Source organism: Halalkalicoccus jeotgali B3 (assembly GCF_000196895.1).
Classification (GTDB): Archaea; Halobacteriota; Halobacteria; order Halobacteriales; family Halalkalicoccaceae; genus Halalkalicoccus; species Halalkalicoccus jeotgali.
In genome coordinates this window covers 2,628,515-2,653,734 of sequence record NC_014297.1, presented here as the reverse complement: position 1 = coordinate 2,653,734, position 25,220 = coordinate 2,628,515, and the positions used below count along the sequence as shown (strand labels likewise).

27 protein-coding genes are annotated in these 25,220 nt (G+C 67.6%); 8 read left to right on the top strand and 19 right to left on the bottom strand.

Features of this window, described 5'->3' with window-relative positions; all coding sequences use genetic code 11:
* Positions 1-74: 74 nt before the first annotated feature.
* Together HACJB3_RS13920 and HACJB3_RS13915 are read right to left on the bottom strand one after the other, a co-directional pair.
* Positions 75-938 (bottom strand): 2-oxoacid:ferredoxin oxidoreductase subunit beta, encoded by an 864-nt coding sequence (locus HACJB3_RS13920; protein WP_008416327.1) that lies wholly within the window; start codon positions 936-938, stop codon positions 75-77.
* Complete coding sequence (locus HACJB3_RS13915) at positions 935-2,683, bottom strand: 2-oxoacid:acceptor oxidoreductase subunit alpha (protein ID WP_008416326.1); 1,749 nt, start codon at positions 2,681-2,683, stop codon at positions 935-937. The genes HACJB3_RS13920 and HACJB3_RS13915 overlap by 4 nt, the downstream gene beginning before the upstream one ends.
* A 109-nt stretch (positions 2,684-2,792) precedes the next feature.
* On the opposite strand from HACJB3_RS13915, the gene HACJB3_RS13910 reads away from it, so the two are divergent.
* Complete coding sequence (locus tag HACJB3_RS13910; RefSeq protein ID WP_008416325.1) at positions 2,793-3,413, top strand: ferredoxin--NADP reductase; 621 nt, start codon at positions 2,793-2,795, stop codon at positions 3,411-3,413.
* 180 nt (positions 3,414-3,593) lie between these two features.
* On the opposite strand, the gene HACJB3_RS13905 is transcribed toward HACJB3_RS13910, so the two are convergent.
* Together HACJB3_RS13905 and kdgK1 are read right to left on the bottom strand one after the other, a co-directional pair.
* A complete protein-coding gene (locus HACJB3_RS13905; RefSeq protein ID WP_008416322.1) occupies positions 3,594-4,994 on the bottom strand; it encodes a dihydrolipoyl dehydrogenase family protein in 1,401 nt (466 codons plus the stop codon).
* Positions 4,995-5,051: 57 nt separating this feature from the next.
* The gene (gene kdgK1, locus HACJB3_RS13900) at positions 5,052-6,005 is read right to left on the bottom strand and encodes a bifunctional 2-dehydro-3-deoxygluconokinase/2-dehydro-3-deoxygalactonokinase (RefSeq protein WP_008416320.1); all 954 of its coding nucleotides are present in this window, start codon (positions 6,003-6,005) and stop codon (positions 5,052-5,054) included.
* Positions 6,006-6,137: 132 nt separating this feature from the next.
* Here kdgK1 and HACJB3_RS13895 point away from each other — a divergent pair, with 132 nt between their 5' ends.
* Complete coding sequence (locus tag HACJB3_RS13895) at positions 6,138-6,404, top strand: hypothetical protein (RefSeq protein ID WP_008416319.1); 267 nt, start codon at positions 6,138-6,140, stop codon at positions 6,402-6,404.
* On the opposite strand, the gene mutL is transcribed toward HACJB3_RS13895, so the two are convergent.
* The 4 genes from mutL to HACJB3_RS13875 are packed head-to-tail and all read right to left on the bottom strand — an operon-like array spanning position 6,401 to position 11,636.
* Complete coding sequence (gene mutL, locus HACJB3_RS13890; protein ID WP_008416318.1) at positions 6,401-8,350, bottom strand: DNA mismatch repair endonuclease MutL; 1,950 nt, start codon at positions 8,348-8,350, stop codon at positions 6,401-6,403. The genes HACJB3_RS13895 and mutL overlap by 4 nt on opposite strands.
* Entirely contained in the window at positions 8,347-11,016 is a 2,670-nt protein-coding gene (mutS, locus tag HACJB3_RS13885; RefSeq protein ID WP_008416317.1) for a DNA mismatch repair protein MutS, read from the bottom strand. Before mutS ends, mutL begins: the two co-directional genes overlap by 4 nt.
* Before the next feature lie 44 nt (positions 11,017-11,060).
* Positions 11,061-11,264: a hypothetical protein gene (locus HACJB3_RS13880; protein ID WP_008416316.1), complete on the bottom strand. Its 204-nt coding sequence runs from the start codon at positions 11,262-11,264 to the stop codon at positions 11,061-11,063.
* Complete coding sequence (locus HACJB3_RS13875) at positions 11,265-11,636, bottom strand: cupin domain-containing protein (protein WP_008416315.1); 372 nt, start codon at positions 11,634-11,636, stop codon at positions 11,265-11,267. It abuts the gene before it with no gap.
* An 81-nt stretch (positions 11,637-11,717) separates the two neighbouring features.
* Here HACJB3_RS13875 and HACJB3_RS13870 point away from each other — a divergent pair, with 81 nt between their 5' ends.
* Positions 11,718-12,419 (top strand): 5-formyltetrahydrofolate cyclo-ligase, encoded by a 702-nt coding sequence (locus tag HACJB3_RS13870; RefSeq protein ID WP_008416314.1) that lies wholly within the window; start codon positions 11,718-11,720, stop codon positions 12,417-12,419.
* Positions 12,420-12,427: 8 nt separating this feature from the next.
* Here the strand turns inward: HACJB3_RS13870 and HACJB3_RS13865 are convergent, their stop codons facing one another.
* Genes HACJB3_RS13865 through HACJB3_RS13855 form a run of 3 tightly spaced genes read right to left on the bottom strand, consistent with a single transcriptional unit; the run spans position 12,428 to position 15,038 of the window.
* Entirely contained in the window at positions 12,428-12,613 is a 186-nt protein-coding gene (locus tag HACJB3_RS13865) for a hypothetical protein (protein ID WP_238532768.1), read from the bottom strand.
* Between the two features lie 44 nt (positions 12,614-12,657).
* On the bottom strand, positions 12,658-14,025 hold the full coding sequence (thiD, locus tag HACJB3_RS13860; RefSeq protein WP_049934485.1) for a bifunctional hydroxymethylpyrimidine kinase/phosphomethylpyrimidine kinase: 1,368 nt from the start codon (positions 14,023-14,025) through the stop codon (positions 12,658-12,660).
* On the bottom strand, positions 14,022-15,038 hold the full coding sequence (locus tag HACJB3_RS13855; RefSeq protein ID WP_008416309.1) for an AIR synthase family protein: 1,017 nt from the start codon (positions 15,036-15,038) through the stop codon (positions 14,022-14,024). The genes thiD and HACJB3_RS13855 overlap by 4 nt, the downstream gene beginning before the upstream one ends.
* Positions 15,039-15,127: 89 nt before the next feature.
* On the opposite strand from HACJB3_RS13855, the gene HACJB3_RS20300 reads away from it, so the two are divergent.
* The 3 genes from HACJB3_RS20300 to HACJB3_RS13850 are packed head-to-tail and all read left to right on the top strand — an operon-like array spanning position 15,128 to position 15,916.
* Positions 15,128-15,268, top strand: coding sequence for a hypothetical protein (locus tag HACJB3_RS20300; RefSeq protein ID WP_008416308.1), 141 nt, complete (start codon positions 15,128-15,130; stop codon positions 15,266-15,268).
* 58 nt (positions 15,269-15,326) lie between these two features.
* Positions 15,327-15,470, top strand: coding sequence for a hypothetical protein (locus tag HACJB3_RS20295; protein ID WP_008416307.1), 144 nt, complete (start codon positions 15,327-15,329; stop codon positions 15,468-15,470).
* A gap of 41 nt (positions 15,471-15,511) precedes the next feature.
* Positions 15,512-15,916: a zinc ribbon domain-containing protein gene (locus HACJB3_RS13850; RefSeq protein WP_008416306.1), complete on the top strand. Its 405-nt coding sequence runs from the start codon at positions 15,512-15,514 to the stop codon at positions 15,914-15,916.
* On the opposite strand, the gene HACJB3_RS13845 is transcribed toward HACJB3_RS13850, so the two are convergent.
* Complete coding sequence (locus HACJB3_RS13845; protein ID WP_008416305.1) at positions 15,903-17,078, bottom strand: 3-dehydroquinate synthase II; 1,176 nt, start codon at positions 17,076-17,078, stop codon at positions 15,903-15,905. The two genes, HACJB3_RS13850 and HACJB3_RS13845, sit on opposite strands and share 14 nt — an antisense overlap.
* An 85-nt stretch (positions 17,079-17,163) precedes the next feature.
* Here HACJB3_RS13845 and HACJB3_RS13840 point away from each other — a divergent pair, with 85 nt between their 5' ends.
* Positions 17,164-18,099, top strand: a complete 936-nt coding sequence (locus HACJB3_RS13840; RefSeq protein WP_008416304.1) for an ArsA family ATPase — start codon at positions 17,164-17,166, stop codon at positions 18,097-18,099.
* A gap of 122 nt (positions 18,100-18,221) precedes the next feature.
* Here the strand turns inward: HACJB3_RS13840 and HACJB3_RS13835 are convergent, their stop codons facing one another.
* The 6 genes from HACJB3_RS13835 to trpC are packed head-to-tail and all read right to left on the bottom strand — an operon-like array spanning position 18,222 to position 23,994.
* Positions 18,222-19,010 (bottom strand): SDR family NAD(P)-dependent oxidoreductase, encoded by a 789-nt coding sequence (locus tag HACJB3_RS13835; protein WP_008416303.1) that lies wholly within the window; start codon positions 19,008-19,010, stop codon positions 18,222-18,224.
* 50 nt (positions 19,011-19,060) lie between these two features.
* The gene (locus HACJB3_RS13830; RefSeq protein ID WP_008416302.1) at positions 19,061-20,308 is read right to left on the bottom strand and encodes a sulfite oxidase; all 1,248 of its coding nucleotides are present in this window, start codon (positions 20,306-20,308) and stop codon (positions 19,061-19,063) included.
* Between the two features lie 52 nt (positions 20,309-20,360).
* On the bottom strand, positions 20,361-21,155 hold the full coding sequence (locus HACJB3_RS13825) for a 2-amino-3,7-dideoxy-D-threo-hept-6-ulosonate synthase (RefSeq protein ID WP_008416301.1): 795 nt from the start codon (positions 21,153-21,155) through the stop codon (positions 20,361-20,363).
* Positions 21,156-21,182: 27 nt separating this feature from the next.
* Positions 21,183-22,013: a tryptophan synthase subunit alpha gene (gene trpA, locus HACJB3_RS13820; RefSeq protein WP_008416300.1), complete on the bottom strand. Its 831-nt coding sequence runs from the start codon at positions 22,011-22,013 to the stop codon at positions 21,183-21,185.
* A complete protein-coding gene (gene trpB, locus HACJB3_RS13815) occupies positions 22,010-23,245 on the bottom strand; it encodes a tryptophan synthase subunit beta (RefSeq protein WP_008416299.1) in 1,236 nt (411 codons plus the stop codon). Before trpB ends, trpA begins: the two co-directional genes overlap by 4 nt.
* Positions 23,242-23,994, bottom strand: a complete 753-nt coding sequence (gene trpC / locus HACJB3_RS13810) for an indole-3-glycerol phosphate synthase (protein ID WP_008416298.1) — start codon at positions 23,992-23,994, stop codon at positions 23,242-23,244. Before trpC ends, trpB begins: the two co-directional genes overlap by 4 nt.
* Positions 23,995-24,071: 77 nt before the next feature.
* Between trpC and HACJB3_RS13805 the strand changes: the two genes are divergently transcribed.
* A complete protein-coding gene (locus HACJB3_RS13805; RefSeq protein WP_008416297.1) occupies positions 24,072-24,527 on the top strand; it encodes an MGMT family protein in 456 nt (151 codons plus the stop codon).
* On the opposite strand, the gene HACJB3_RS13800 is transcribed toward HACJB3_RS13805, so the two are convergent.
* Positions 24,524-25,219, bottom strand: coding sequence for a CPBP family intramembrane glutamic endopeptidase (locus HACJB3_RS13800; protein WP_013199540.1), 696 nt, complete (start codon positions 25,217-25,219; stop codon positions 24,524-24,526). The genes HACJB3_RS13805 and HACJB3_RS13800 overlap by 4 nt on opposite strands.
* Position 25,220: the final 1 nt, after the last annotated feature.

Below are 25,220 nucleotides of genomic sequence, written 5' to 3'. Positions count from 1 at the left end.
ACGGAATGGCGGGCGACGGACACGCCCCGCGCGAGCCGATCGCGCTCTTCCCGCCACCGACCCGCCTTGAGTACTTAGTAGAACTCGCGGACGAGGTCCATCGCACCCTCGGGGGCGCCCTCGGGGATCTCATTCATCGGCTCCTCGATACCGAGGCGCTTCTCATAGCCGACGCTGTCGTCGTCCTGATAGAGCACACCCTGATAGATGTTATCGAAGTCCATGATCTTCTGGCGTGCCTGATCGTAGTCGGTGGGGTCGTGGTCCTCCTCGTCGAGGTCGACCAGCGAATCCCGGAAGAAGTCGTAGGTGTCGACGTCGTTGAACGTCACGCAGGGGCTGTAGGTGTTGACCAGCGAGAAGCCGTCGTGTTCGATGGCCTGCTCGATGATCTCGGTGTGACGCATCGCGTCCGAGGAGAAGGACTGGGCGATGAAACTGCCGCCGGCGGCCATCGCCAGCGCCAGCGGGTGAACCGGCGACTGTTTGGTCCCCTCGGGTGAGGTCGAGGTCTCGAACTCCTCGCGGCTCGTCGGCGAGAACTGGCCTTTCGTCAGCCCGTAGATCCGGTTGTCCATGACGACGTAGGTCATGTCGACGTTCCGGCGCACGGCGTGGATGAAGTGACCCGCGCCGATGGAGTAACCGTCGCCGTCCCCACCCGCGACCATCACTTCGAGGTCGGGGTTGGCGAGCTTCACTCCCGTTCCGACCGGCAGCGCTCGCCCGTGGACGCCGTGGAGCGCATACGAGTGCATGTACGTGCCGATCTTGCCCGAGCAGCCGATACCGGCGCAGATGAAGGTGTCGTCGGGGGTGTTGCCCGTGTTCGCGAGCGCCTTCATCATGCCGTTCATCGTCCCGAAGTCGCCACAGCCGGGACACCACGTGGGTTGCTTGTCCGACTTGAAGTCGGTGAAGTGTGCCTGAGAGCTCATGCTTTCGCCTCCGATTCGGCCGCGAACGTCTCCGTGATCCGCTCTGCGAGTTCGTCCGCGTTGAACCGAACCCCGTTGTACTTGTTGATGCGCTCGACCCGTGTAAGGGTGTCGCGCTCGACGACGTCGGCGAACTGCCCGGTCGCGTTACACTCGACGACCACGGTCTTTTCGGCCGCCTCGACCGCCTCGGTCAGGTCCGGCCGCGGGAACATGTACGGCACCGAGATGAGCCGCACGTCGACGTCGAGGTCCTGCATCGCTTCCCTGATTGCACCCTCGTTCGAACCCCACGTCAACACGAGGTTCTCGGCGTCTTCGTCGCCGAACTCCCGGGGCGACCAATCCTCCTCGTTCTGGGCGGTTTCGACCTTCCGGTTCCGTTTGTCGACCTGCTGGACCCGCTCGTCGGTGTCCTCTGTGCGCCGGCCCAGTTCGTCGTGTTCGAGGCCGGTGGTCATGTGTGCGCCCTGCTCGGTGCCGGGGAACGCCCGGGGACTGACGCCGTCGGCGGCGTCGTAGTGGGGCTGGAATCGGCCCTGTTCGTCGAGGTACTGGTCGATGGAGTCCTCGTCGACGACCTTACCGCGGTCGATCTCGACTTCGTCCATGTCGAACTCCTCGGGCGAGAACGTCTGCTCGGTGACGGCCATCGCCAGGTCAGAAACGAGGTAGACGGGGGTCTGGTACTTCTCGGCGAGGTTGAACGCTTCGATGGTCTTGTGGAAACACTCGGCGATGGTAGTCGGTGCGAGGACGAACCGCGGAATCTCGCCGTGGCCACCGTACAGCGTCATGTTCAGGTCGCCCTGTTCTTGTTTCGTCGGCATCCCCGTCGAGGGGCCCGAGCGCATCACGTCGGCGATGACGATCGGGGTCTCGCTGGTGGCGATCAACCCGAACGTCTCGGTCATCAGGTCGATCCCCGGACCCGAGGTCGCGGTCATCGACCGGGCCCCCGCGCGCGCGGCGCCCAGCGCCATGTTGATCGCGGAGAGTTCGTCCTCGGCCTGCACGACGGTGCCGCCGTAGTTGTCGATCCGACCGGTGAGGTACTCCATTACGTTCGTCGCGGGCGTGATGGGATACCCTGCATAAAAACGACAGCCACCGACGAGCGCACCCATGCCGATCGCCTCGTCGCCGTTGAGCAGGACGTAGTCGTTGTCGGTGGTGTCGAGGCTGTAGCCGAAGTCGTGATCGTAGTTCTCCTGGACGTAATCGCGCCCCTTCCGGGCAGCCTCTTGGTTGTTGTCGACGAGCTTCTGGCCCTTGTCGCCGAAGCGCTTCTCTAGGGCGCTGTCTAAGTGTTCGATCGGGAAGCCCGCGACCTCGCAGGCCGCCCCGAGCGCGACGACGTTCTGCATGATCGCCCCGCCGGCGTCCTCGGCGAGCGATTTCAGGGGGACGTCGAGGTCGATCTGTTCGTCGGGGACCTCCGCGTCCCACGAGCGCTCGCCGTCGTAGATGACGACGCTGTCCTCGTGGAGTTCGTCGAGGTTCTCGTCGATGGTACGCTGGGTCAGCGCAACGAGAATGTCGAGCCGGTCGACGACACTGTTGAGTTCGTCCACCGACGTGCGGATCTTGTAGGCGGTGTACCCGCCGCGGATCCGCGAGGCGAAGTCCTTGGATGTGAAGACGTGCCGTCCAGCCCGTGAGAGAGCCTGGGCGAAGATCTTCCCCGTCGAATCGATCCCGTCGCCGGCTTCCCCGCCGACGGCCCAGTTTAGGTCCTCAGGCATGTGGTGTCGAGATAGTCCCGCCGCGGACAAAAAGCCTTGCGTAACCACCTACAGCCGGGGATCCGTCGCCAAGAGCAAGGGCTTTTCCTCGCCGGCGAGTACCCCCTCCATGGAGCCGACACGGACCACGATCACCGCCGTCCGCGAGGTGGGTGCCGACACCGTCGCCGTCGATCTCGAAACGCCCGACGGGTTCGACGCCCAGCCCGGCCAGTTCCTCAAGCTCTCGACCACCATCGACGGCGAGCACGTCTCGCGATTCTACACCCTCTCCTCGCCAGACGTGGACGGGACCATCGAGATCACCATCGGGATCGATCCCGAGGGGGAACTCGGCCCGTGGATCGCCGACGCCGAGGGCGCAACCGTCACCGTCGAGGGCCCATATGGAAGTGCCTACTACGAAGACGAGGACGACTCGCTGATACTGGCCGGTGGGCCCGGCGTCGGCCCCGCGGTCGGGATCGGCGAGCGCGCGCTCGCGGACGGTAACACGGTAACGATCGTCTACTGTGACGACGAGCCGGTCCACGAGGAGCGTCTGAACGCGCTCAGAGACGAGGATGTGACCGTGGTTGTCACCGACGAACTCGAAGACCACGTCGCGAGCTACTACGACGGGGGGCAGGTCTTCGTCTACGGCTTTCAGGACTTCGTCACCGAGGCCCTAGAAGCCCTCGAAGAGGCGGGCGGCGATCTCGACGACGCGAAAGTCGAGAACTTCGGCTGAAAACCCCTCGGGCTGGCTTGGCAGCCAGCCCTCGCCCTTTTTATGACCACCAGGCCTGCAGTCGTGCCATGCGATTACACGGCACTTCCGGGACCAGCCTTTCCCCGCCCTACGAACGCGGGCGGCGAAAGTGCCGCCCACGTTCGTACCGGCCACCGCACCGCTTTCCGTTCTCTTCCCCTATTCGCGGACCTCGGCACTCGCTTCCCGGAACAGCCCGTCGAGGATCTCGGGAAGCGTCGGGTGATACGCTCGGTCCGGGAGCTCGCGCACGTCGAGGCCGAGTTCGACGACGATCTGCATCGTCTTGGCCATCGAGTCGGCGTGGTGGTGCAGTCCCTGATAGCCGAGTACGGTCCCGTCGCGGGCGACCACGAGCGTCGCGAGCCCCTCGGGGACGTTCTTCACTTTGAACACGCCGTCGTCACTCGCCTGCCGGCTCACCTCGATCGGGTCGTAGCCCGCCTCCCGGGCGCTCTCGGCGGTGTGGCCCACGCGGGCGAACGGATAGACGCCCAGCCCGCTGAAGATCACGTGGTGGTGGACGTTCTCGTAGGGTTCGAGGTCGCGGCCCTCGCTGTGTGCGAGGACGTTCTCTGCGGCCCGAACGCCCTGCTCCTTTGCGACGTGAAGGATCGGTTCGTGGCCGTTGACGTCCCCGACGACGAACGTACGAGGGTCGTCCCGGGCCTGCATCGTCTCCTCGACCCAGCCCGCCTCCGGCGAGAGCTCGGTGGTCTCGATGCCTAGCCGATCGAGGTTCGGCTTTCGACCCGTGAACGTAAAGAGCTGGTCGGCCTCGATCGTTTCTCGCTCCCCTTCGCAGTCGAGTTCCATCCGGACGCCGCCCTCGGCGGTCGCCTCGACCGAGCGCTCGCGCGCGTTCGTCAGGACCTCGATCCCGAACGCCTCGCGATAGAGCTCTAGGACGGCGTCGCCGTACTCGGGTGGAGCCTCGTCGATCGGGCGCTCGTCGTGTTCGATCACGGTGAGGTCCATGCCGGCCGCTTCGGCGAGATAGGGTGCGAGCTCGAGCCCGACGTAACCGAATCCCATGACGATCCCCGAGTCGGGGAAGGCCGTCGTATCGAGCACCTCGGCGCTACCCATGGGATCGACCTCCTCGATCCCGGGCAGATCGGGGACGTTTAGCGTCGACCCCGTCGCTATCACGACGTAGTCGGCCTCGATCTCCCGGTCGCCGACCGCCAGCGTGTGCGGGCCGGTAAAGCGGGCGGTCTCGTGGAGGAACTCGACGTCCTCGCGCTCTGCGAGGTCGTGGACCGCCGCCCGACGGTGTTCCGCAAAGCCGAGCACCTGCTCGTCTTTCGTCTCGACCACGCTCGACAGGTCGACCTCCGGAACCCCCGAGAGGCGGTCGTCGTGGCGAGCCTGAAACCGGTGGGCGCCCGCCGAGAGCACCGCCTTCGAGGGCATACACCCTCTGAGGATACAGAGGCCGCCGCCGGGGTCGCCGTCGTCGATCAGCGTCAGTTCGACGTCCTCCTCGGCGTCCGCAAGCGACTCGGCGACTGCCACGCCCGCGCTCCCGTACGCCCCGACGATTGCGACGTGTGTCATACCTCCCTTTCGGCCGCGTTCGGTTTATCCGTTGCCCGCTCGTGTCCCGCTCGCGCCCTACCGCGAGATCCCGCTTCCCTCCGCGTCGATCACGCCCGCGACTTCGTCGGGCGTGACGATGGCGATGTCGCCCGGGATCGTCCGTTTGAGCGCCGCCGTCGCTGCCCCGTATTCGAGGGCCGACGCGACGTCCCCACCGGCGATCCGCTCTGCGAGGAAGGCCCCGACGAAGGCGTCGCCGGTGCCGATCGGATCGTGGGTCTCGGTCTCGAAGGCCGGCTGACGGGTGATCTCCCCGTCGTGGTGTGCGAGTGCGCCCTCGGCGCCGAGCGTCAACACGACCGTCTCGAACTCCCACGTTCGGGCCAGTTCGCGCGCGATGGCTTCGTCGCTGCCCTCGACTCCGAGTACGTTCTCTGCGTCGCGCACCGCGGTCACGAGCACGTCGACGTGCTCGAACAGGTCGGTCAGCGTCTCGCGGGCCGCCTCGGGCGACCAGAGCTTGCTCCGGTAGTTCAGGTCGAAGGCGGTCTTGGTCCCGGCGTCTGTGGCCGTCCACAGCAGGGTCTCGGTGGTCTCTTCGAGGGTGTCGGAGAGTGCGGGCGTGATCCCGCTGGTGTAGAACCACTCGCTTTCCCTGATGCGCCCGGTGGGCAGTTCCTCGGCGCGGGCGCTCGTCACCGCCGCGTTCGCCCGGTCGTAGATCACGTCGGTTCCACGGGGCTCGCCCGCGAACTCGATGTAGTAGGTGCCCTGACGGCCCTCGTCGCTCCAGACGGGGGCGGTTTCGAGCCCGTAGCTCTCGAGTTCGCTCGTGACCCGCCGACCGAGCGGCGAGTCGGGCAGCTTCGAGGTCCAGACCGCGTCGGTACCCAGTCGGGTGGCCGCGACCGCGACGTTGCTCTCGGCGCCCGCCGCCCGGAGTTCGAGTTCGGTCGCCGTTTCGAGGCGTTCGTTGTCCGGCGGCGAGAGGCGCAACATCGTCTCGCCGACGGTCACGAGGTCGGTCATGACCGTCCTTCTCGCGCCACGCTAAAAATCTCCGTCATCCCGCCGTCCCGAAGCGACCCCGAGCGAGTCCCGCGGTTTCACTTTCGCTCCGCTTGGCGGGGTCTCTTAACGGTCGCGCGCCTACTAGGGGCCATGTTCCCGATCGACGGCACCGAGCACGAACGAGGGGCGATCGAGCGGACCCGCCGGCGGCTGTACGTCGGGGCCGGCCTCTGTGCGGGTAGCGCGCTCGGAACGGCCGGTGCGGCGCTGCTCGACGTTCCCGTCGCGGTGGCACTGTTCGGCGGGGCCGTCCCCCTGTTGGGGCTCCAGGCCTACCGCGAGCATCGCCTGCTCGATCGTCTCCAGCGCCGGTCGGCCCGCGCCGAGGACGCCTACGTTCGCGAGACGCTCTCCTAGGGCTCCCGGCGTCCCGCGTGGCCCGGGTAGTCGCGCTCGAAACGCTCGGCGAGTTCCTCGCGGTCGATCCGGATCACCGTCGGCCGGCCGTGCGGGCAGGCGTAGGGGTTCTCACATCCGTCGAGTGCCCCAAGCAGGTCGACGACCGATCCCTCCCTCAACGAGGTGTTGCCCGTGACGGCGGGATAACAGGCGAGGTCCCCGAGCAGTTCGTCGACGGTGGCCTCGACGGTCTCGCCGGGGTCACCCGAGAGACACGCCGACAGCGCGTCCCGCAGGAGTTCGGGTGAAAGCGTCGCGTCGAAGGCCGCCGGAACCGCCCCGATCCGCACCGTTCGGCCCTCCCGGGTCGCGGCGAACCCCACCCGAGCGAGTGCCCCCTCGTGGGCGTCGAACAGTTCGGCCTCGCGGGCGGTGAGTTCGAGTTCGACCGGCTCGACGAGCGTCTGTGTGGTCGTCTCGCCCGCGAGTTCCGCCCGCAGGCGCTCGTAGTGGACCCGTTCGTCGGCGGCGTGCTGATCGACGACGAGGAGTCCCTTTGGGGCCGCACAGAGCACGTAGGTGTCCTGTATCTGCCCGAGCACCCGCAGGTCGGGCAGGCGCTCGTAGTTGGGTTCGTCGGGCTCTCCGAACGTTGCCTGTCGGGTCAGGGACGAGAATCGTTTTTCTGTACTTTCCTCGCGTTCGACCGGCGGAGACGACGCGGCCGAACGCGGGGTATCGTTCGCCCCGTCGGCAGCATCGTTGGATCGCTTGAGGGCCTCGCCCGCCTGCCGACTTGCGCCCGTTGGCCGGTCGCCGCCCGCCCCGGAGCCCGGTTCGGGGGTGTCGTTCGATCCGGCCGCCCCGTCGGTTCCGTCGGTCCCGTCCGCCGACGGGGCGATCTCGGTCTCTTCGGGCGTCGAGCGCCCGCGGGGGGCCGACGATCGGATCAGCCCGTGATCGAGCAGCGTTTCTCTCACCGTTTTCTCGATCTGGGCCTCGATCGCCTCCCCGTCCCCGAAACGGACCTCCATCTTCCGAGGATGGACGTTTACGTCGACCGTCCCGGGAGAGACGTCGAGGTCGAGGACGGCAAAGGGATACCGATCGGGTGCCAGCTGGGTGCCGTACGCCCCGACGACGGCCGATCTGATCGGTTTCGAGCGCACATACCGGCCGTTGACGTACGTCGAGACGTAGGCAGGGCTCGACCGGGTCGTCTCGGGGTCGCTTACGTAGCCCGAGAGCCCCTCCAAGGGTCCCGCCGCGAGCCCCTCGATGGGCACCATCGCGCGGGCGACCTCCCGACCGTAGACCGAGAGGACCGTCGCCTGCAGGTCTCCCTGGCCCGTCGTCGAGAACACCTCCCGGCCGTCGTGTTCGAGCGCGAACCGCACGCCGGGATTGGCAAGCGCGTAGCGCGTGACGACGGTGTTGACGTGGTCGAACTCGGTCGCCTCGCGCTTGAGGTACTTCTTGCGCGCGGGCGTGTTGTAAAAGAGGTCGGTCACTTCGACGGCGGTCCCCTCGGGACAGCCCGCCGGCTCGACCGACTCGACCTCGCCGCCCGCGAGGACGAGTTTCGTCCCCGTCTCCGACCCGCGGGGTTTGGTCGTGATCGCCAGTCGGGAGACCGCGCCGATGGTATAGAGCGCCTCGCCCCGGAAGCCAAGCGTCGAAACGCCCCGCTCCAGATCCGCAACGTCCCGGAGTTTGCTCGTGGTGTGTTGTTCGACGGCCTTCCGAACGCTCCCCTCGTTCATGCCAACCCCGTCGTCCGCGACGCGGATCCGATCGCGTCCTCCCGAACCGACCGCGACGGTGATCCCCGTCGCCCCGGCGTCGAGGCTGTTCTCGACGAGTTCCTTGACGACCGAGGCGGGCCTCTCTACCACCTCGCCCGCGGCGATCTTATCGACCGTCTCGGGATCGAGCGCGCGGATCTCGGTTCTCTCGGGGCTCATTCGTCGATCCACCCCTGCCACTCCTGAACCCGTCCCATCAACTCGACCGGCGAGAGGCTTGCGAGCTCCAGTTCCGAGAGCTCCGTGAGGACGGCCTCGGTCTCGGGATCGAGCGGGTCCTCGCCGTCTGGCTCCGGTCCGGGATCGTTCCCTCCGTCGGCGGAGGCGGTCCGCATCTCGCCCGACCCGACGTCGAAGACCACCTGCTGGGTGCCGGACTCCCCACTCGACTTCCTATCCCCGCCCCCGCCTTTCGCCTCGATCGCCTTCTCCGCGCGCAGGCGTTCGAGCACCTCGTCCGACCGCGAGACGACGGGACCGGGCACGCCAGCGAGTTCGGCGACGTGCACGCCGTAGGAGCGGTCGGTCGGCCCCTCGCGGATCGTCCGCAGGAACGTCACCCCGTCGCCGCTGTCGTCCACCGCGACGTGGACGTTCTCGACACGCGGGAGGTGCTCCGCGAGCGCCGTCAGCTCGTGGTAGTGGGTCGCAAAGAGCGTTTTCGCGCGGACCTCGTTGTGGAGGTACTCCGTGGTCGCCCACGCGATACTGATCCCGTCGTAGGTCGCCGTGCCCCGACCCACCTCGTCGAGGATCACCAGCGAGTCCTCCGTGGCCGAGTGGAGGATGTTCGAGAGTTCGCTCATCTCGACCATGAACGTCGAGCGCCCCTGTGCGAGTTCGTCGAGCGCGCCCACACGCGTATAGATGCCGTCGACCAGCCCGACCCGCGCGCGCTCGGCGGGGACGAAGCTGCCGACCTGGGCCAGCAAAACGATCAGCGCGACCTGGCGCATATACGTGGATTTGCCGCTCATATTCGGGCCGGTGACGATCAAAAACTCCCGCTCGTCGGTTAGCGAGAGGTCGTTGGGGACGAACTCCGTACTCTGCTCGACGACCGGGTGGCGCCCCGCCTCGATGTCGAGCGCGCGCGACTCCTCGAGTTCGGGGCGACGCCAGCGGTTCTCGACGGCGTGGGTCGCGAAACTCGCCAGGGCGTCGAGTTCTGCGATCGCGCGCCCGACGTCCTGTAGCAGGGTCGCGCGCTTTGCTACCCGCTCGCGGAGTTCGCAGAACAGGTCGTACTCGAGTTCGCCGCGCTGTTCTTCCAGCCGGAGGATCTCGCGTTCGCGCTCCTCCAGCGCGTCGGTGCTGAAGCGCACCGAGTTCTTCAGCGTCTTGACCTGCCGGTAGCTATCGGGGACGTCCTCGGCCTCGCTTTTTCCGATCTGGATGTAGTAGCCGTCGGTCTTGTTGCGGTCGACCTGCAGGTGGGCGAACCCGTGTGCGTCCTTCTCGCGGGGGCCGAGTTCCTCGATCCACTCCAGCGCTTCCTCGTGGCGCTCGACCAGCTCGTCGAGGTTGGCGTCGTAGCCTCGTTCAATCAGCCCGCCCTCCCGCAGGGTCTTGGGTGGGTCGTTGGCCAGCCCCTCGTCGAGCGCCTCCCGGAGGTCAACCGTCGCCTCGCGATCGGGGCGCTCGACGACCTTCGATAGGGGCGAGTCCGCGAGCCGGTCGTCGCCCGCGATCAGGTCCGCGAGTTCGGGGACGAGCGCGAGGCTGTCGCGCGCTCTCAGCAGAGCGCCCGCGTCGGCGCTGCCGTGGGTCGTGCGACTCGCGAGCCGTTCGAGGTCGGAGGCCTCCCCGAGGATCTCCCGGAGGTCCTCGCGGGCGAGCGCACGCTCGGAAAGTGCTGTCACGCACTCCTGACGACGGCGGAGTTCGCCGAGCGAGCGCCGCGGGCGACCGAGCCACTCCTTCAGGAGCCGTCCGCCCGCACTCGTGACGGTGTGATCGACCGTCGCAAAGAGCGACTGACCCGCGCCGGTCATCGTCTCGGTGATCTCGAGGTTGCGCTGGGTGGTCACGTCACAGGAGGCGAAGTCGTCGGCGCCGTAGGGTTGGAGCCGCGTCATCGAGGGCAGCACGCCGAGGCCGGTCTCGGCGACGTACGAGAGCACCGCACCGGCCGCCCGAACCGCCGGGCCCTCGGGTTCGAGCCCGAGGCTCGATAGCGTCTCGCGGCCGAACTGCTCCCTCGTCGTGTGGGTCGCCGCGCCGGGCGCGAAGGCGTTTGCCTCGTGGCGGGTCACTTCGGCGTCGGTACGCTCGGCGAGCGAACTGAGAAACGCCTCGTCCTCGCGGAGGTCGGGCCCCGGCAGGATCTCGACGGGATCGTAGCGGTAACACTCGGTGATCGCGCGGGCGGCGGCGTCCTCGCCCTCGATCCGGGTGACCAGAAAGCGCCCGGTCGTGACCTCGGCGAACGCGAGCCCGTAGCAGTCCTCAGCGACGCGGACGATCCCCGCGAGATATCGGGCGTCCTCCGCTGCGGTCTCGATGAGGGTGCCCGGCGTCGCCACCCGGACGATCTCGCGGGCGTGGCCGTCTTCGGTATCGTACTGCTCCGCGACAGCTACCCGATACCCCCGCTCGACCAGCGCCTTCAGATAGGGCGTGAGCTCCGAGAGGGGAACCCCGGCCATCGGATACGAGGAGCCATGGGAGGACTTCTCCGACACCCTGAGGTCGAGTTCCTCCGCCACCAGTTCGGCGTCGTCGGCGAAGAACTCGTAGAAGTCCCCACACTGCATCGCCAGCAGATCGGCGTCGGTTTCCTCCTTCAGCCCGAGGAACTCCCCGACGATTCCGCCCTCTGTCATATCCGAGGAACGTCCGTGGGGGCCAAAACCGTGTCGGGTTCGTGTTACTCGGACTCGGCGTAGAGTCGAACCAGCCCGCACTCCGGACAGGCCCGCGCCTCGACCGGCAGCGTCTCGCGCATCCCCAGTTTCCCGAGCACGCCGCCGGCCGACTCCTCGGTCCGGAGCTTCACCGCCTCGCGGTCGACCGCACTGACGAGCGTTCCGGCGTCCATCGTCACGCCACAATCGGGACAGCGCCGGTCCATTCAGTCCTCCAGCACCACGCCGTCGTCCTCGGCTGGCGGCGCCCCGACGATCAGCCACTGGTGATCGTGTTCGGTGTCGTTGAACACCTGTCGCGGCGTCTCGGGCGGGATCCTGAGCGCGGTTCCCTCGGGGACGTCGAGGCGCTCGTCACCGATCCGGAGCCGGGCGGGCCCCGAGAGGACGTAGTAGAACTCCTCCTGTTCGCGCTGGCGGTGATAGCTCATCGCGTCGCCCGGCGCCAGTTCCCAGACCCGCGGGCGCATCTCCGTACAGCCGAGCTCTGAGACGAGGTCCACGTTGTCGGTCCCCGACGAGGCCGAGGGGGTTCGGTCCGCGTCGGTGATGTCGATAGCGCTGTAGCCGTCGGACATACGCCGATCAGTCGCGGCCCGGCACTAAAAAACTCCGGCGGCGACCGGCGGCGTTTTGGCCCCCATCCCTCTATCGCCCGCATGGACAAACAGGACCTGCGCGAGCGGATCTGGGACGCGCTCGAATCGGAGGGGATCGCGCGCTTTCCGTTCCCGCCCCACGGTCGGATCCCCAACTTCGCCGGAGCCGACGACGCCGCAGACCGGTTGGCCGAAACGCCCGAGTGGCGGCAAGCGGAAACGATCAAGGCCAATCCCGACGCGCCACAGCTCCCCGTGCGTCGGAAGGCGCTTCGCGAGGGAAAGACCCTCTATATGGCCCAGCCCCGGCTCAAAAGCGAGAAACCCTTCCTCGAGCTCGATCCCGCCGAGGTGCGCGACATCGACGAGGCGACGACCGTCTCGGGGGTCTCCAAACACGGCGTCCCGGTGGGCCCCGACGGGATACCCGAAATAGACCTGATCGTCTCGGGTAGCGTGGCCGTCACCGCCGAGGGAACCCGCATCGGCAAGGGCGAGGGCTACTCCGACCTCGAATTCGCGGTCCTCCGGGAGTTCGATCTGGTGGGCGACGAGACACCGACGGCGACGACCGTTCACGGGATCCAGATGGTCCCCGAGGCCCCCGACCCCGACGCCCACGACGTGCCCATGGACCTCGTGGTCTCGCCCGAGGGGGTGGTCCGAACCGAGGCCGGGGAGAAACCGACCGGGATCGACTGGAGCGCGCTCTCCAAGGAGCGGATCGACGAGATTCCCGTACTGGGTGTGATCGAGTCCTGACTCGCCTGTTATCCGAACCGACTCCAGAGCCACGCGCCGAGCCACACGACGACCGCGACGGTGCTGGCCGGAACGAGGACTCCGCGAACAGTCGCTTCAGAGACCACGCCGGCGAACCCCAGCGCGATCAGCCCGAGAACTGCGAGCAGCACCACCGCGACCAACTGAAACTGTCGTTCGTAGCGTATCTCCACGATCCCCACTCGTTATTCCGACAAAAAATCCTTGAGGCTCTCAGTCACACCGTTTCGTCGAGCGCTCCGTGAACCGTAAGCGTCCGCTCGATCAGCGTCTCGGGGTCGGGCGCGACCAGTTTGACGATGGCCTCCTTGCCCACCTCGCCGCGGTCGATCACCGCCGCGGGCGTCTCCGCGACGTCGAAGGCTTGGCGGGCACCCCAGCCCATCGTGCTGCCCTCCTTTGCTTTGACGTCCTCGGGTTCCGCCGCGCGGTCGAACTCCGTGACCGGGGCGTCGAGCGCGTCGAGTGCCCCTTCCACGTCCTCGTCGAACCGGCAGTTCACCGCGTATCGGAGGTCGGGCGCGAACTCGCGGGCCGACAGCAGGAAGCGTGCGACGTGACTCGACGCGCCGAAGCGCACGCCTCTGTTGGGTGCGATCCCCGACATCGTTTTGGTGATCCGTCCCTCGACGGCGGCGGTCTCGCTCACTCCCTCGGCGTAGGGGGTCGCTCCGACGACGTTCAGGCCCACCTCGGGGACGAGTCCTCGGAGGTCCGCCGCGACGAACCGCTCGACGATCTCCTGTACTTCCTCGGCCGTCGGTTCGCGTGCCGCGCGGTTTCGGAGCGCAGCGAGGTGGTGGATCGAGCCCGGCCCCTCGCCGACGGCAAGCGGATACCTGACGGCCCGCTCCATGAAATCGAGCGCGCCCGCGACCGCTCCGTCGAGCGCCTCGCCGCGTGCGAGGCGGGCGGCGATCGCCGAGCCCAGCGTACAGCCCGAACCGTGGGTCGCCTCGGTATCGACCCGCGCGTGCTCGAAGACCCGACTCCCCGCGTCGGTCACCAGTACGTCCTGTACGTCCTCGGTCGGCAGGTGCCCGCCCTTGAGTAGCGCCGCCTCGGCGCCCATCCCCACGAGCGCCTCGCCGGCCTCGCGGGCGTCGTCTGCGTCTTCGGGGTCGGTTCCGGTCAGGACGGCGGCCTCGTCGGCGTTGGGCGTCACCACGGTGGCCTCCCCGATCAGCGCCTCGTAGGCCGCCTCGGCCTCGGGTTCGAGCAGACGATCCCCGCTCGTCGCGACCATCACCGGGTCGATTACGATGGATCCGTCGTAGGCCGCGAGTCGGTCGGCGACCAGTTCGACCACCTCGCCCGTCGCGAGCATGCCGGTCTTGATCGCGCCCACCTCGAAATCGTCGAGCACCGCGTCGATCTGGGCGTCGATCTCCGCCGTGGGGAGGACGTGCGAGCGCTCGACCCCACGGGTGTTCTGGGCGGTCACCGCAGTGAGCGCGCTCGTCGCGAAGACGCCGTGGGCCTCCATGGTCTTGATGTCGGCCTGCACGCCCGCCCCGCCGCCCGAGTCGCTGCCCGCGACGGTGAGCGCCACGGGCCGGGACTGGGGTGCCGGCTGGCGGCTCATCGCGCCTCCTCCAGCTCTGCCATCCCCTTCTCGAAGGCCGCCCAGAACGGGTCGCGTTCGGGGCGCTCGACGGGCTCGCCGTCGAAGTAGACGCCCTCGCCCGCCGAGGCCTCGCCGACGACCGCCGCCGGAATGTCCTCCGATTCGAGCGCCGAGAGCACGGCCTCGGCGCCGTCGCTCTCGACGGTCAGGAGCAGGGTCCCCTCGCTGATCGAGATCCACGGGTCGATGTCGAAGGCCGCACACGTCTCCTCGACCCCGTCCATGACCGGCACCGCCTCGCGCTCGACGTCGATGCGCACCTCGCCGGCCCGGGCTATCTCGTGGAGGCCGCCGTAGACCCCGCCCTCGGTGGCGTCGTGCATCGCGCTCACGGGCCCGGCCGCCGAGGCTACGAGCGCGTCACGCACCGGGCTCATGTCGTAAAAGCGCTCTTTGGCCGCCGCGAGGTCCTCCCCGTCGAGCAGGTCCTCGAACTGGATCGAGAGAAGCCCGGTCGCCTCGATCGCGGGCCCCTTGGTGACGATCACCGCGTCGCCCGCGCGCGCGCCGTCCGGGCGCACCAGCGCGTCGGGGTCACCGACCGCGAGCGCGGTGCCGCCGCCGACCATCGGGTAGTTACAGCCCGCATACCGACCGGTGTGGCCGGTTACGACCGAGACGCCCAGTTCCTCGGCCTCCTCGTGCATTCGCTCCCAGACGGTCGCGAACTGCTCGTCGGTGATCTCGGCGGGGAGGTTCAGGTCGATCGAGAGGTGCGTCGGCCGGAGTCCGGAGACCGCGACGTCGCTCATCAGGATGTGAAACGCGAACCACGCCGCCCGGTCGAACCCCAGCGAGGGCATGACGAACACGGGGTCGGTCGCCAGCGCGAGGACCTGCTCGCCGGCGTCGATCACCCCGAAATCGACGCCGTGCTGTGGTGCGAGTCGCACGTCCTCCCGATCGGCGCCGAGGTTCGGGTAGATGTGCTCGTCGAAAAAGGCGCGGTCTACCTTGCCCAGATCGCTCATGGGTCCAGCAATGATGCTGTGGTACTTAGCGGTGGTGATCCTGCAGTCGCCGGGCAAACGCCTTTGGGCTGCCGCCGGATGGGTCGTGCATGGTCAAGGCTTCTGCGGTGCTCGTTCCGGTCGGTATCGTCGGCGTGCTGTTCGGGATCGTCCCGCTTCCAGGGACCGGCCTCCTGTTCGGGCTGCTGGTGACGGTCGCCGGCGCCCTCGCGTGGAAAGCCGGCTACTGAGCGCCGCCGGCGCACTCGCCGGCCCAAGCCCTTTGGACGTTGCGCGGAACCACCGACCATGGTCCGGATCTCGACGGTCGTGATCGTCGTCGGCATCGTTCTCGGTATCGGCCTGCTTCCCGTTCCTATCCCCGGCATCGGGATCGGACTCGGGTTGCTCGTGGTCGGTCTGGGCGTCCTCTTGCGTGTGCTCGGGCGCTGAGACCGCGTCGGTTAAGTACCCCTGGGTCCGAGGTCCGCCCCATGAGCGAGGGTTCGCACAAGCGACCGTGGCTCGCGGCCTTTCTGTCGATCGCGTTCCCCGGTCTCGGCCACGTTTACCTCCATGCCTGGATGCGAGCCCTGCTTTGGTTCTGGATGGTCGTCCTCTCGGCGGTCCTGTTCGTCCCCGAGGACCTCGTCGAGGGCGTCACCTCGATCGGCGACGCGATGGCGGTCTCGGCCGACCTGCCCTTCGAGGCCCAAATCGCCCTGTTCGTCGTGATCGCCTTCAGCGCCGCCGACGCCTACTGGCAGGCCGACCGGACGGCGGGCCACGAGACGGGTCGGCGCTGTCCGAACTGCGGGCGCGAGGTCGACGAGCTCGATCTGGAGTTCTGTCACTGGTGTACCGAACCGCTGGCCGGGGACGACGCTACTTCTCGATGATCCGCTCCTCGACGGCCTCGCCGAAGTGGCGAGCCACCGTCTCGTAGTACAACAACACCTCGTCGCCCGCTTCGAGCTCCGTTATCGCTTTCCGCCCCTCGCGGGTGCGGACCTTGATCGTCTCTGCGTTCTGGAGCAGCGTCGCGACGCGATCCCCGCTTTCGGTTTCGGCCTCGACGCGGAACATCGGCCGGCTCTCGATCTTCACCCGGCCGACGATCGCCTCGCGGGTCTGTCCGTCCGTGTTCACGAGCTGGACCTCGTCGCCGCTTTCGAGCTCCGAGAGGTACTTCGTGCCGCCGTCTGGCGTGCGCACGTAGGCGTGGACCGCCCCGGCGTTCACCCGGAAGGGCCGGGAGGCGACGTATGGCGATTCTGCGGTCTCGGCGTGGACGAAAAACAGGCCTCGGCTCATCGAGCCCACGAGCATCCCCTCGTCGTGCTCCATCAGGCTGCCCGTGTCGACACAGACTCGATCCGCACTCCCCGTCTGGGCGATCTCGGTGACCGTCGCCCACTCCAGATCGAGCTGTTCGCGCTCGGCGCTGTCGCGTACGGCAACCGTCTCGCGGATCGTATCGGGATCGTCCGAATCGAGCAGGACGGCATCGGCACCCAGTTCGAGCGTCTCGAAGGCGGTGCGGGCCTCCTCCGCACTCTGCACGCCGGCGATCAGGTCGGTCTCCTCGCCGATCCTCGCGATCAGGTTTTCGAGGGGAATGATCGTCCAGTCCTCGCCGATCACGATGGTGTAGTCGGCCTCATCGGCCGCCTGCTCGGCGAACGCCTCGTAGTACTCGTCGAGGATCCTGATATAGGCGCCCGTTTCGGCCTCCTCCTCCCGGCGCAGCGCCGAGAGGTCCGCCGAGCCCGAGAAGTCCTGTGGGAGGTCCACGGTGCCGTCGCCCTCGCCTTTCTTGCCGACGACGACCGCATCCGGCTCGGCGTCGGTTTCGGGTTCCTCGGCGTCCATGACGTGGACGTCGCCGCCGGAGCGGAAGGCGGCGACGTTCACGCTGCCGAGTTCGCGCACCCGTTCGACGTCGGCCTCGTCGACGAGCACCCAGTCGACGCCGGCCTCCAGACCGGCGGTGATTCGTCGTCTGCGCGCGTCCCAGTCGCCGACCGCGTCGTCGGCCTTCAGCCAGACGGATCGTGTCATGTCTCGTCGCTCGTACGGGGCGGGCTTGAAACCAACCTTTTCGGCGCCGGGTGGGAGCTTTAGCGCTGGGGCCCGTAGCGTGTGCGTGACAGAACACGTCCTCTACGGCGGGAAGGGCGGGGTGGGAAAGACGACGATGGCCGCCGCGACCGGGCTGGCATCCGCAAAGCGCGGCGAGCGCACCCTCGTCGTCTCGACGGACCCGGCCCACTCGCTTTCGGACTCGTTCGAACTCGCCCTCGACGGGGAGCCGAGCGCCGTTCGAGAGAACCTCTTCGCGGTCGAGATCGACCCCGAGAGCCGCGCGGACCGCTACCAGTCGATCGTCTCGGCGATCGCGAGCGATCTCCGGGCCGTGGGGATCAGCCTCTCGGAGGACGAGGTCGAGCGCCTGTTCGGCTCGGGCATTCCTGCGGGAGGTGATGAGGCCGCCGCCCTCGACGTGCTCGCCGAGTACGTCGACTCGGGCGACTGGGGCCGGATCGTCTTCGATACCGCGCCGACGGGGCATACCCTTCGGCTGCTCGAACTGCCCGACGTGCTCGACGCCGCGCTCGAAACCACCGACTCCGTGCGGGGCCAGCTCCACCGGATGGCGACCTCGACCCGGAGCATGCTGATGGGCCCCGCCGCCTACTTCGGGCGCGAGGGCGGCGAGGACGAACTCGCCGAACTGAAAGCGCGAATGGAGCGCGCCCGCGAGGTGCTTCGGGACCCCGAGCGCACGGCGTTTCGCGCCGTCCTCATCCCCGAGCGCATGGCGATCGCCGAGACCGAGCGCTTAGTCGAGCGCCTGCACGAGGTCGAGATGCCCGTCGAGACGCTCGTCGTGAACAAGGTCCTAGAGGACGTCGACGAGGGCTGTTCGCGCTGTCGCACTCGGCGCGACCAGCACCGAAAGCGCCTCGCGGAGATCCACGAGACGTTCCCGGCGTTCGAGATCGTGACTGTCCCCGACGAGACCGGCGAGGTCCACGGAGTCGAGTCCTTGGAGCGGATCGCTGAACGGTTGGAATTATAGCGGTTTGGGGTCGGCTGCGATAGCGGGACCGGTGTGGCTCCGCCGCACCGGGTTTTTCGAGGAGGCTTTTGCTTCGAGGGGTACGCAAACGGGGCGAGCGTATCCGAGGAGTAAAACGGTCCCTATGCGATCTGCCAGCCACCGTCGACCGAGAGCAACTCGCCGGTCGTGTAGCCGGCGGCGTCGCTCGCGAGATAGAGCGTGGCGTCGGCGACGTCCTCGGGAAAGCCCGCCCGCCCCATTGGGATCGGTTTCAAGAACTCCCCGTCGCCGGCGCGTTCCTGCGTGCTCTCGGTGCCGTTCTCGGTGAACTCGGTGGCGATCTGCCCCGGCGCGGTGGCGTTGACCCTGATCCCCTCGGAAGCGAGTTCGAGCGCTGCGCCCCGTGTGAGCATCCGCAGTGCGCCCTTGGTCGTGTCGTAGGCGACCTGGCCGTGCTGGGCGAGGTTCGAACTGATCGAGGCGGTGTTGACGATCGAACCCTCGACTCCGCGCTCGATCATGTCGCTTGCGGCGGCCTGCGTGCCGACGAACATTCCTCGGACGTTGACCTCGTAGCCCGTATCCAGATCCTTCGAGTCGTAGTCAACGAAGGAGCCGCCGACGAACACGCCGGCGTTGTTGGCCATCACGTCCACGCCGCCATAATCGCGTGCAGCCTCGACCACCGAGCGCACCTGCTCGGGGTCGGCGACGTCAGTCTCGACGAACTCGGCTTCCCCTCCCGATTCCTCAATGGCTTCGTGGGTCGGGAGCTGTGCGTCGGGGTCCTTCGGTTCTTCGCGCTGATCCGCGACGATCACGGTCGCCCCCGCGTTTCCGAACCCGAGCGCGATCGCCCGGCCGATACCCGAGGACCCTCCTGTAACGATCACCGTCTCGTCGGCGAAGTCGAAGTGTACGTCGCCCATGCTAGCGGGACCTCGTTCGTCGGGCAAATCGGTTGTGCCTGCAGTCGAGATCACACGCCGTCGAGCCCGACGCGCACCGAGACCCCCAGCGGCTCGTGGGCGTTGTTGCCGTAGCCCTGGGTGTTCCACGGGTAGGCGTCCCCGGCGATCCCAGTCTGCTCGGGGTCGGGGTCGGCGATCCGCGCCGGCTGGGTTCGCCCCTTCGCGTCGGTCGCCCGCGCGAGCAGGCGGTACTCGCCCGCCTCGGGGTACCACTCGGTCCGGAAGCGCCGCCAGGCGTACCGGCCCAGCGCCGGCTCCCCGAGGTCCGTGTCGGTCCACGTCTCGCCGCCGTCGACGGAGAGCCCGACGCGCTCGACGGGGGTCTCGCCGGCCCACGCTAGCCCCCGGATCTCGACGGTCTCGTCGGCCGACAGGCTCGTGCCGTCGGTGGGGGCGGTGATCAGCGACTTTGGGAGTTGGTCGAAGAAGTAGGCGTGGCGTGGCTCCTCGGCCGCCATCTGCTCGTCGGTGTCCGTCGTCTCGACCGAGTCGAGTTCTTCGGGCTCGTCATCGTCGTCGAAGCGCAGACGGTACTCCAGCTGCTGGTATTTGGTATACCCTTCCCACTCCTCGCCCGTGGGCATCGAATCGGCCACGTGGATCCGGTCGACCCACTTGACGCTGTTGTTGCCGAACCAGCCCGGCACCAGCAGGCGCACCGGATGGCCGTGATCGGGCGGCAGCGGCCCGCCGTTCATCTCGTAGGCGAGCACGCAGTCCTCCCTCACTTTCCCTATCGGCAGGGACCGACAGAAGACCTCCTCGCCCTCGGGGGCGTCCCCGCCCACGACCGCAACCCAGCCCTCGTCGGTCGCCCCGTACTCCTCCAGCAGCGCCCGCACGGGCGTGCCTGTCCAGACGGCGGTGCTCACCGCCCCGTCGGTCCACTGATGGCCCTCCGCGTCCGGTTCGAAGGAGGCCCGCCCGTTGCCCGAACACTCCATGGTGTGGACGACCGATTCCGTAGGATAGTCCTCGCGCAGCTCCTCGAACCCGACGGTGGGGCCCTCGGCGTCCGGTCCCGTCTCCCCGCTTCCGTCGACCAGTCCCGTTAACGATATCTCCCACCCCGCGGCGTCGGTCTCGGGGGTCGGGTAGTGGTTGCGGATGTAGTGGGTCCCCGCGGGCGTCAACAGCCCGTCGAGGTCCGATCGGGATGCGACCTCGGCGTTCTCGGGCGATTTCGAGAGGACTGCGAGGTTCGGAAACTCTTCGTCGAGCGGTGGCTCTCCACCGGGACGGAGTTCGCGCGGCATGGACGGCGGTTCGCCGCCGCCCGCGTTAGGCGTTGTGCCTGCAGTCGTCGTCTCAGGCTTCGACCGCGAGCCCCGCCTCCTCGATGGCCTCCTCGGCGCTCGCGTCCTCGTGGATGACCGCCGACACCGCTCTGGTGATCGCCTCGGGGTCGTCGTGCTGGAAGATCGACCGGCCCATCGAGATGCCCGCGCCGCCGGCGTCGACCGCCCCGCGGACCTTCTCCAGGGTCGCCCGGTCGGTCCCGCGCGCGCCGCCGGCGATCACGACGGGCAGTCGGGTCGATTCGACGACGTGCTGGAAGCTCTCGGCGTCGCCCGAGTAGCCCGTCTTGACGACGTCCGCACCAAGTTCCTCCGCCAGCCGAACCGCGTGGCCCAGCGCCTCGGGGTCGGCGCTGTCGATCCCTGGCCCGCGCGCGTAGGCCATCGCCAGTACGGGGATGCCAAAGCGTTCTGCCTCCCCGGTCAACTCCGCGAGTCCCTCGATCTGTTTCGGCTCGTAGTCGGAGCCGACGTTGATATGGAACGAGACGGCGTCCGCGCCCGCGCGGATCGCCTCCTCGATGGTGCAGGTCACCCGCTTGTCGTTCTCGTCGGGGCCGATGGTGGTCGAGCCGTTGACGTGGACGACGTAGCCCGCGCCGTTGGTGTTGGGGTGGACCCGCGGGGCGATCCCCTTCTGGGTGAGTACACAGTCGGCCCCGCCCCGAGTTACGGCGTCGATCGTCCCCTCGATGTCCTTTAGGCCCTTCACCGCGCCCATGGTGATCCCGTGGTCCATCGGGACGATGAGGTAGTTCCCGTCGGTGCCGATCCTGTCGAGTCGTGCGTCGAATCCCGCGGTCATAGTATGAGACACTCCGGCATGGAGCGGTTATGGACGTTCCGGTTGCGGCCGGCTTTCCGCACCCGCGAGTGCGCCTTCCTTCAGTTCCCTCGCTTTTCGTTCAAGGCGCTCGGCGACCGTTCCGTCGTCCGTATCGCCCTCGGCTACTATATCGACGAGCGCGCTCCCAACGATGATCCCGTCGGCCCCGCCCGCGACGATGCGTTCTGCGTGTTCACGCTCGCTGATCCCGAAGCCCACGGCCTTCGGAACGTCCCACTCTTCTAGCCGTCCGAGGCTCATGTCGGTCTGCTCGCTCACGTCGGTCCGTGCACCCGTGGTCCCGAGGCGCGCTTGGACGTAGACGTAGCCCGAGACCTGGTCCATGATCCGTTTCAGGCGGTCGCCGCGCGTCGTCGGCGCGACGATGAAGACCAGGTCTAACCCATAGGAATCACAGGCCTCCCGGAGCGGGTCCGATTCCTCGGCGGGCAGGTCGGGGACGACGAAGCCGTCGATCCCGGCCTCCGCGGCCCGGCGCACGAACGACTCGGGCCCTTCCTCCGAACCATACCGATAGATCAGGTTGTAGTAGGTCATGCAGACGATCGGCACCTCCACGTCCAGATCCTCGACCAGATCGAAGTAGGCGTCGGGAGTCATCCCGCCGTCCAGCGACCGGACGATCGCGTTCTGGATTGTCGAGCCCTCGGCGATCGGTTCCGAGAAGGGAAGCCCCAGTTCGACGATATCGGCCCCGCCCCGGACCAGCGCGCGGACGTACTCTTTGGTCGATTCGACGTCCGGGTCGCCCGCAGCGAGATACGGGATGAACGCCGGTTCCCCCCGCAGGGCCTCGTCGATGCGACTCCCGCTCATAGTCCACCCCGGAACACGTCCATTTCGGGCGCGTTCTCGATGTCGCGTTCCGCGGTTTCTTCGATCACCGATTCGAGGTCCTTATCGCCCCGCCCGGAGACGTTGACGATCACGACCTCGCCGAGGGTCTCGTACTCCTCTTCGAGGAAGGCGAAGGCGTGGGCCGTCTCCAGTGCGGGGATGATCCCCTCCAGCTGTGAGAGGCGATGAAAGCTCTCTAGGGCCCCGTCGTCGTCGACGTTCACCGGCGTGACCCGACCCTCGTCGACGAGGTAGGCGAGTTCCGGACCCACCCCGGCGTAATCGAGCCCCGAGGAAACGGAATGGGATTCCATGATCTGACCGTCGGAATCCTGAAGCAGTTTGGTTCGTGCGCCGTGGAGGACTCCCTCCGAGCCAGTCGAAAGCGACGCGGAGTTGGGCGCGACGCCACCGTCCTCGTCGACCTCTAAACTACTCCCGCCGGCCTCGACGGCGTACAGTTCCACCCCCTCCTCGCCGACGAACTGGTGGAACGCCCCCATCGTGTTCGAGCCCCCGCCTGCACACGCGAGCACGCTGTCTGGGAGTCCCCCGGTCTTCTCGATCACCTGCCCGCGGGCCTCCTCGCTGATCACCGCCTGAAAGTCCCGGACCATTCGCGGGAACGGATGCGGGCCGACCACGCTGCCGATCACGTAGTGGGTGTCCTCGACCGAGGTAGCCCAGTCGCGCATCGTCTCGCTGATCGCCTCCTTGAGCGTTCCCCGGCCCGTCGTCACGGGGTTGACCGCGGCACCGTTGAGGCGCATCCGGAAGACGTTGGGTCGCTGGCGGTTAATATCGCGCTCGCCCATGTAGATCTCACAGTCGAGCCCCAAGTGAGCACACGCCATCGCGGTGGCGGTGCCGTGTTGCCCGGCGCCGGTCTCGGCGATGATCCGTTCTTTGCCCATGTACTTCGCCAGTAGGGCCTGGCCCAGCGCGTTGTTCAGCTTGTGCGCACCCCCATGAAGGAGGTCCTCGCGCTTGAGATACACCTCCCGGTCGTAGCGCGCGGAGAGGGCCTCCGCGTGCTGGAGCGGCGTGGGCCGCCCCCCGAAATCGCGCAGCCGGGTGCGGAAGTCGTCCATGAACCCGTCCTCGTTCTCGAGGATATACCTCTGATATGCGTCCTCCAGTTCCTCGATCGCGGGCATCAGCGCCTCGGGTACGTACTGGCCGCCGTAGCGTCCGAACTTGCTCTGGCTCATGTCGTGGTGAACTCCCTCGTGTTCTCGCGTACGTCGCCGTCCATGATGGCAGTGCCGATCAACAGCGCGTCCGCGCCCGCCTCGCGCATCCGACGGACGTCCTTTTTCGAGCCGATCCCGCTTTCGGCGACCAACAGCACGTCCTCGGGCGCCTCGCTCGCGACCGATTCGAAGGTGGCGAGGTCGACCTCCAGCTGGGCGAGATCCCGGTTGTTGATCCCGACGACGTCGGCGCCGGCCTCGATCGCTTCCCCGAGCTCCGCCGCGGTGTGGACCTCGACGAGCGGCTGGAACCCCCGCTCCTTGGCCGCCGAGACGAGCCCCGCGAGGTCGTCGACGAACCGGGCGATCAGGAGGACCAGGTCGGCCTCGACGACGTCGAGTTGCTCCCCGCGCAGCAGGAAGTCCTTGCGCAGCACCGGGACGTCCACCGCCTCACGAACCCGCCGTAGAGTCTCGGGCGATCCCCCGAAATGCTCGGGTTCGGTGAGTACTGACAGCGCCGTTGCCCCGCCAGCGACCATCTCCCGGGCCAGTTCTACTGGATCGTCCTCGCGGACGCCCTTGGTCGTCGGGCTGGTCGGTTTGACCTCGGCGATCACCGGCGTTCGTCCGTCCTTCTCGGCCTCCGCGACCGCCTCGGGGAACGATCGGGCCTCGACCGAGAGGCGCTCTTTGCCCCCTTCGCGTTCGCACGCCGCCGCGAGGATGGACTCGACGGTCGGCGCGATCGGCTCGCTAGTGTTCATTACTGTACGATAACGTACTGATTTGCACATAAGACTTGCGACCCGGGGTTGAAGTCTCCCTCCGACTTGTGTCGGATATGGACGAAAGCGAGACAGGGATCTACGCCCGCGAGGTCGGTGACGTGGGGGTCGTACAGATCGGGATCGCCTCCGGTCGGGTGATTAGCCTCTCGATACCCGACGCCCCCTCCGAGGAGGCGACGCGAGAGCACGCGCTACTCGATCGGATCGAGGACTACATTGACGGCGAACCCGATGACTTCGAGGACGTCCCGATCGCGCTCACCGTCCCGACCGACCACCGGGCGGTCCTCGAACGGGTGTGCGAGATACCGTACGGCGAAACGACCGACGTGGCGAGCCTCGCCCGACGAACGCCGGGGTTCGACGAGGACGACGAGAACGCCGTCAGAACCGCACTGGAGGCGAACCCCGTTCCGATCCTGATTCCGAGCCACCGGATCGTCGACGGACCCGACGTTCTCCCCGGCGGTCTCGACCGCGGACTCCGAGCGATCGAAGCGGGCGGTTAGGTCCACTCGACGCCGAGCCCTTCGTGAATCACGAATTCGAGGGCGTTCACGAGGTAGTGGGCGAGGACCACGGCTAGAAGGCTCTCCGTGAGGACGAACGCCACCGCGAGGGCGAGCCCCAGCAGTCCCGTAACGAGGACACCCGTGATTCCCTGTGCGCTGTGACCGGCCGCAAAGAGGACCGAAGACGGAACGGCAAGCAGCCACGGCGAGACGCCGTAGCCAGCCCAGACGACGCCGATCAGCACGCCCCGAAACAGGAACTCCTCGAAGACGGCGATCACCGGGAGGACGACCCCGAGCAGGACGACCCACCCGCCGGCCGAACCGGGTGCCAGCAGTTCGCGCAACCCCTCGTCGTACTCGCCTCCCAGTCGCTCGGCCGTCGCGCCACCGAGTTCCGACGCCAGATAGAGGACGACCCCGAGTCCCACACCGACCGAAAGCGTCGTCCTCGCCGTGCTCGTCCCGATACCGAGTGCTTCGAGTGGTATCTGCGTGTACCAAGCGGCCACGAGCAACAGACACAGAAAGAGTCCCTGTGAGAGCGCGACGTTCGCCAGCATGAGTCCGCTCGTGAGTTCGACATCGGGGTCGGGCTCTTCGAGTGTCGACTGGGACGTTCGCGACAGCGCGAGAAGTAAACCGGTGACGACGCCCGACAGTCCGACGAACGTCGCCCACTCGGGCACG

Excerpts from the sequence above, each read along its gene's own strand:
- HACJB3_RS13915 (WP_008416326.1), bottom strand. The coding sequence starts at position 2,683 with ATGCCTGAGGACCTAAACTGGGCCGTCGGCGGGGAAGCCGGCGACGGG.
- HACJB3_RS13875 (WP_008416315.1), bottom strand. The coding sequence starts at position 11,636 with ATGTCCGACGGCTACAGCGCTATCGACATCACCGACGCGGACCGAACC.
- trpB (WP_008416299.1), bottom strand. The coding sequence starts at position 23,245 with ATGAGCCAGAGCAAGTTCGGACGCTACGGCGGCCAGTACGTACCCGAG.
- HACJB3_RS20295 (WP_008416307.1), top strand. The coding sequence starts at position 15,327 with ATGGTCCGGATCTCGACGGTCGTGATCGTCGTCGGCATCGTTCTCGGT.
- HACJB3_RS13895 (WP_008416319.1), top strand. The coding sequence starts at position 6,138 with ATGTTCCCGATCGACGGCACCGAGCACGAACGAGGGGCGATCGAGCGG.
- HACJB3_RS20300 (WP_008416308.1), top strand. The coding sequence starts at position 15,128 with ATGGTCAAGGCTTCTGCGGTGCTCGTTCCGGTCGGTATCGTCGGCGTG.
- trpA (WP_008416300.1), bottom strand. The coding sequence starts at position 22,013 with ATGAGCGGGAGTCGCATCGACGAGGCCCTGCGGGGGGAACCGGCGTTC.
- mutS (WP_008416317.1), bottom strand. The coding sequence starts at position 11,016 with ATGACAGAGGGCGGAATCGTCGGGGAGTTCCTCGGGCTGAAGGAGGAA.
- thiD (WP_049934485.1), bottom strand. The coding sequence starts at position 14,025 with ATGAGCCGCCAGCCGGCACCCCAGTCCCGGCCCGTGGCGCTCACCGTC.
- HACJB3_RS13905 (WP_008416322.1), bottom strand. The coding sequence starts at position 4,994 with ATGACACACGTCGCAATCGTCGGGGCGTACGGGAGCGCGGGCGTGGCA.
- HACJB3_RS13855 (WP_008416309.1), bottom strand. The coding sequence starts at position 15,038 with ATGAGCGATCTGGGCAAGGTAGACCGCGCCTTTTTCGACGAGCACATC.
- mutL (WP_008416318.1), bottom strand. The coding sequence starts at position 8,350 with ATGAGCCCCGAGAGAACCGAGATCCGCGCGCTCGATCCCGAGACGGTC.
- HACJB3_RS13850 (WP_008416306.1), top strand. The coding sequence starts at position 15,512 with ATGAGCGAGGGTTCGCACAAGCGACCGTGGCTCGCGGCCTTTCTGTCG.
- HACJB3_RS13870 (WP_008416314.1), top strand. The coding sequence starts at position 11,718 with ATGGACAAACAGGACCTGCGCGAGCGGATCTGGGACGCGCTCGAATCG.
- HACJB3_RS13805 (WP_008416297.1), top strand. The coding sequence starts at position 24,072 with ATGGACGAAAGCGAGACAGGGATCTACGCCCGCGAGGTCGGTGACGTG.
- HACJB3_RS13825 (WP_008416301.1), bottom strand. The coding sequence starts at position 21,155 with ATGACCGCGGGATTCGACGCACGACTCGACAGGATCGGCACCGACGGG.
- HACJB3_RS13920 (WP_008416327.1), bottom strand. The coding sequence starts at position 938 with ATGAGCTCTCAGGCACACTTCACCGACTTCAAGTCGGACAAGCAACCC.
- HACJB3_RS13835 (WP_008416303.1), bottom strand. The coding sequence starts at position 19,010 with ATGGGCGACGTACACTTCGACTTCGCCGACGAGACGGTGATCGTTACA.
- HACJB3_RS13845 (WP_008416305.1), bottom strand. The coding sequence starts at position 17,078 with ATGACACGATCCGTCTGGCTGAAGGCCGACGACGCGGTCGGCGACTGG.
- trpC (WP_008416298.1), bottom strand. The coding sequence starts at position 23,994 with ATGAACACTAGCGAGCCGATCGCGCCGACCGTCGAGTCCATCCTCGCG.
- HACJB3_RS13880 (WP_008416316.1), bottom strand. The coding sequence starts at position 11,264 with ATGGACCGGCGCTGTCCCGATTGTGGCGTGACGATGGACGCCGGAACG.
- HACJB3_RS13830 (WP_008416302.1), bottom strand. The coding sequence starts at position 20,308 with ATGCCGCGCGAACTCCGTCCCGGTGGAGAGCCACCGCTCGACGAAGAG.
- HACJB3_RS13910 (WP_008416325.1), top strand. The coding sequence starts at position 2,793 with ATGGAGCCGACACGGACCACGATCACCGCCGTCCGCGAGGTGGGTGCC.
- kdgK1 (WP_008416320.1), bottom strand. The coding sequence starts at position 6,005 with ATGACCGACCTCGTGACCGTCGGCGAGACGATGTTGCGCCTCTCGCCG.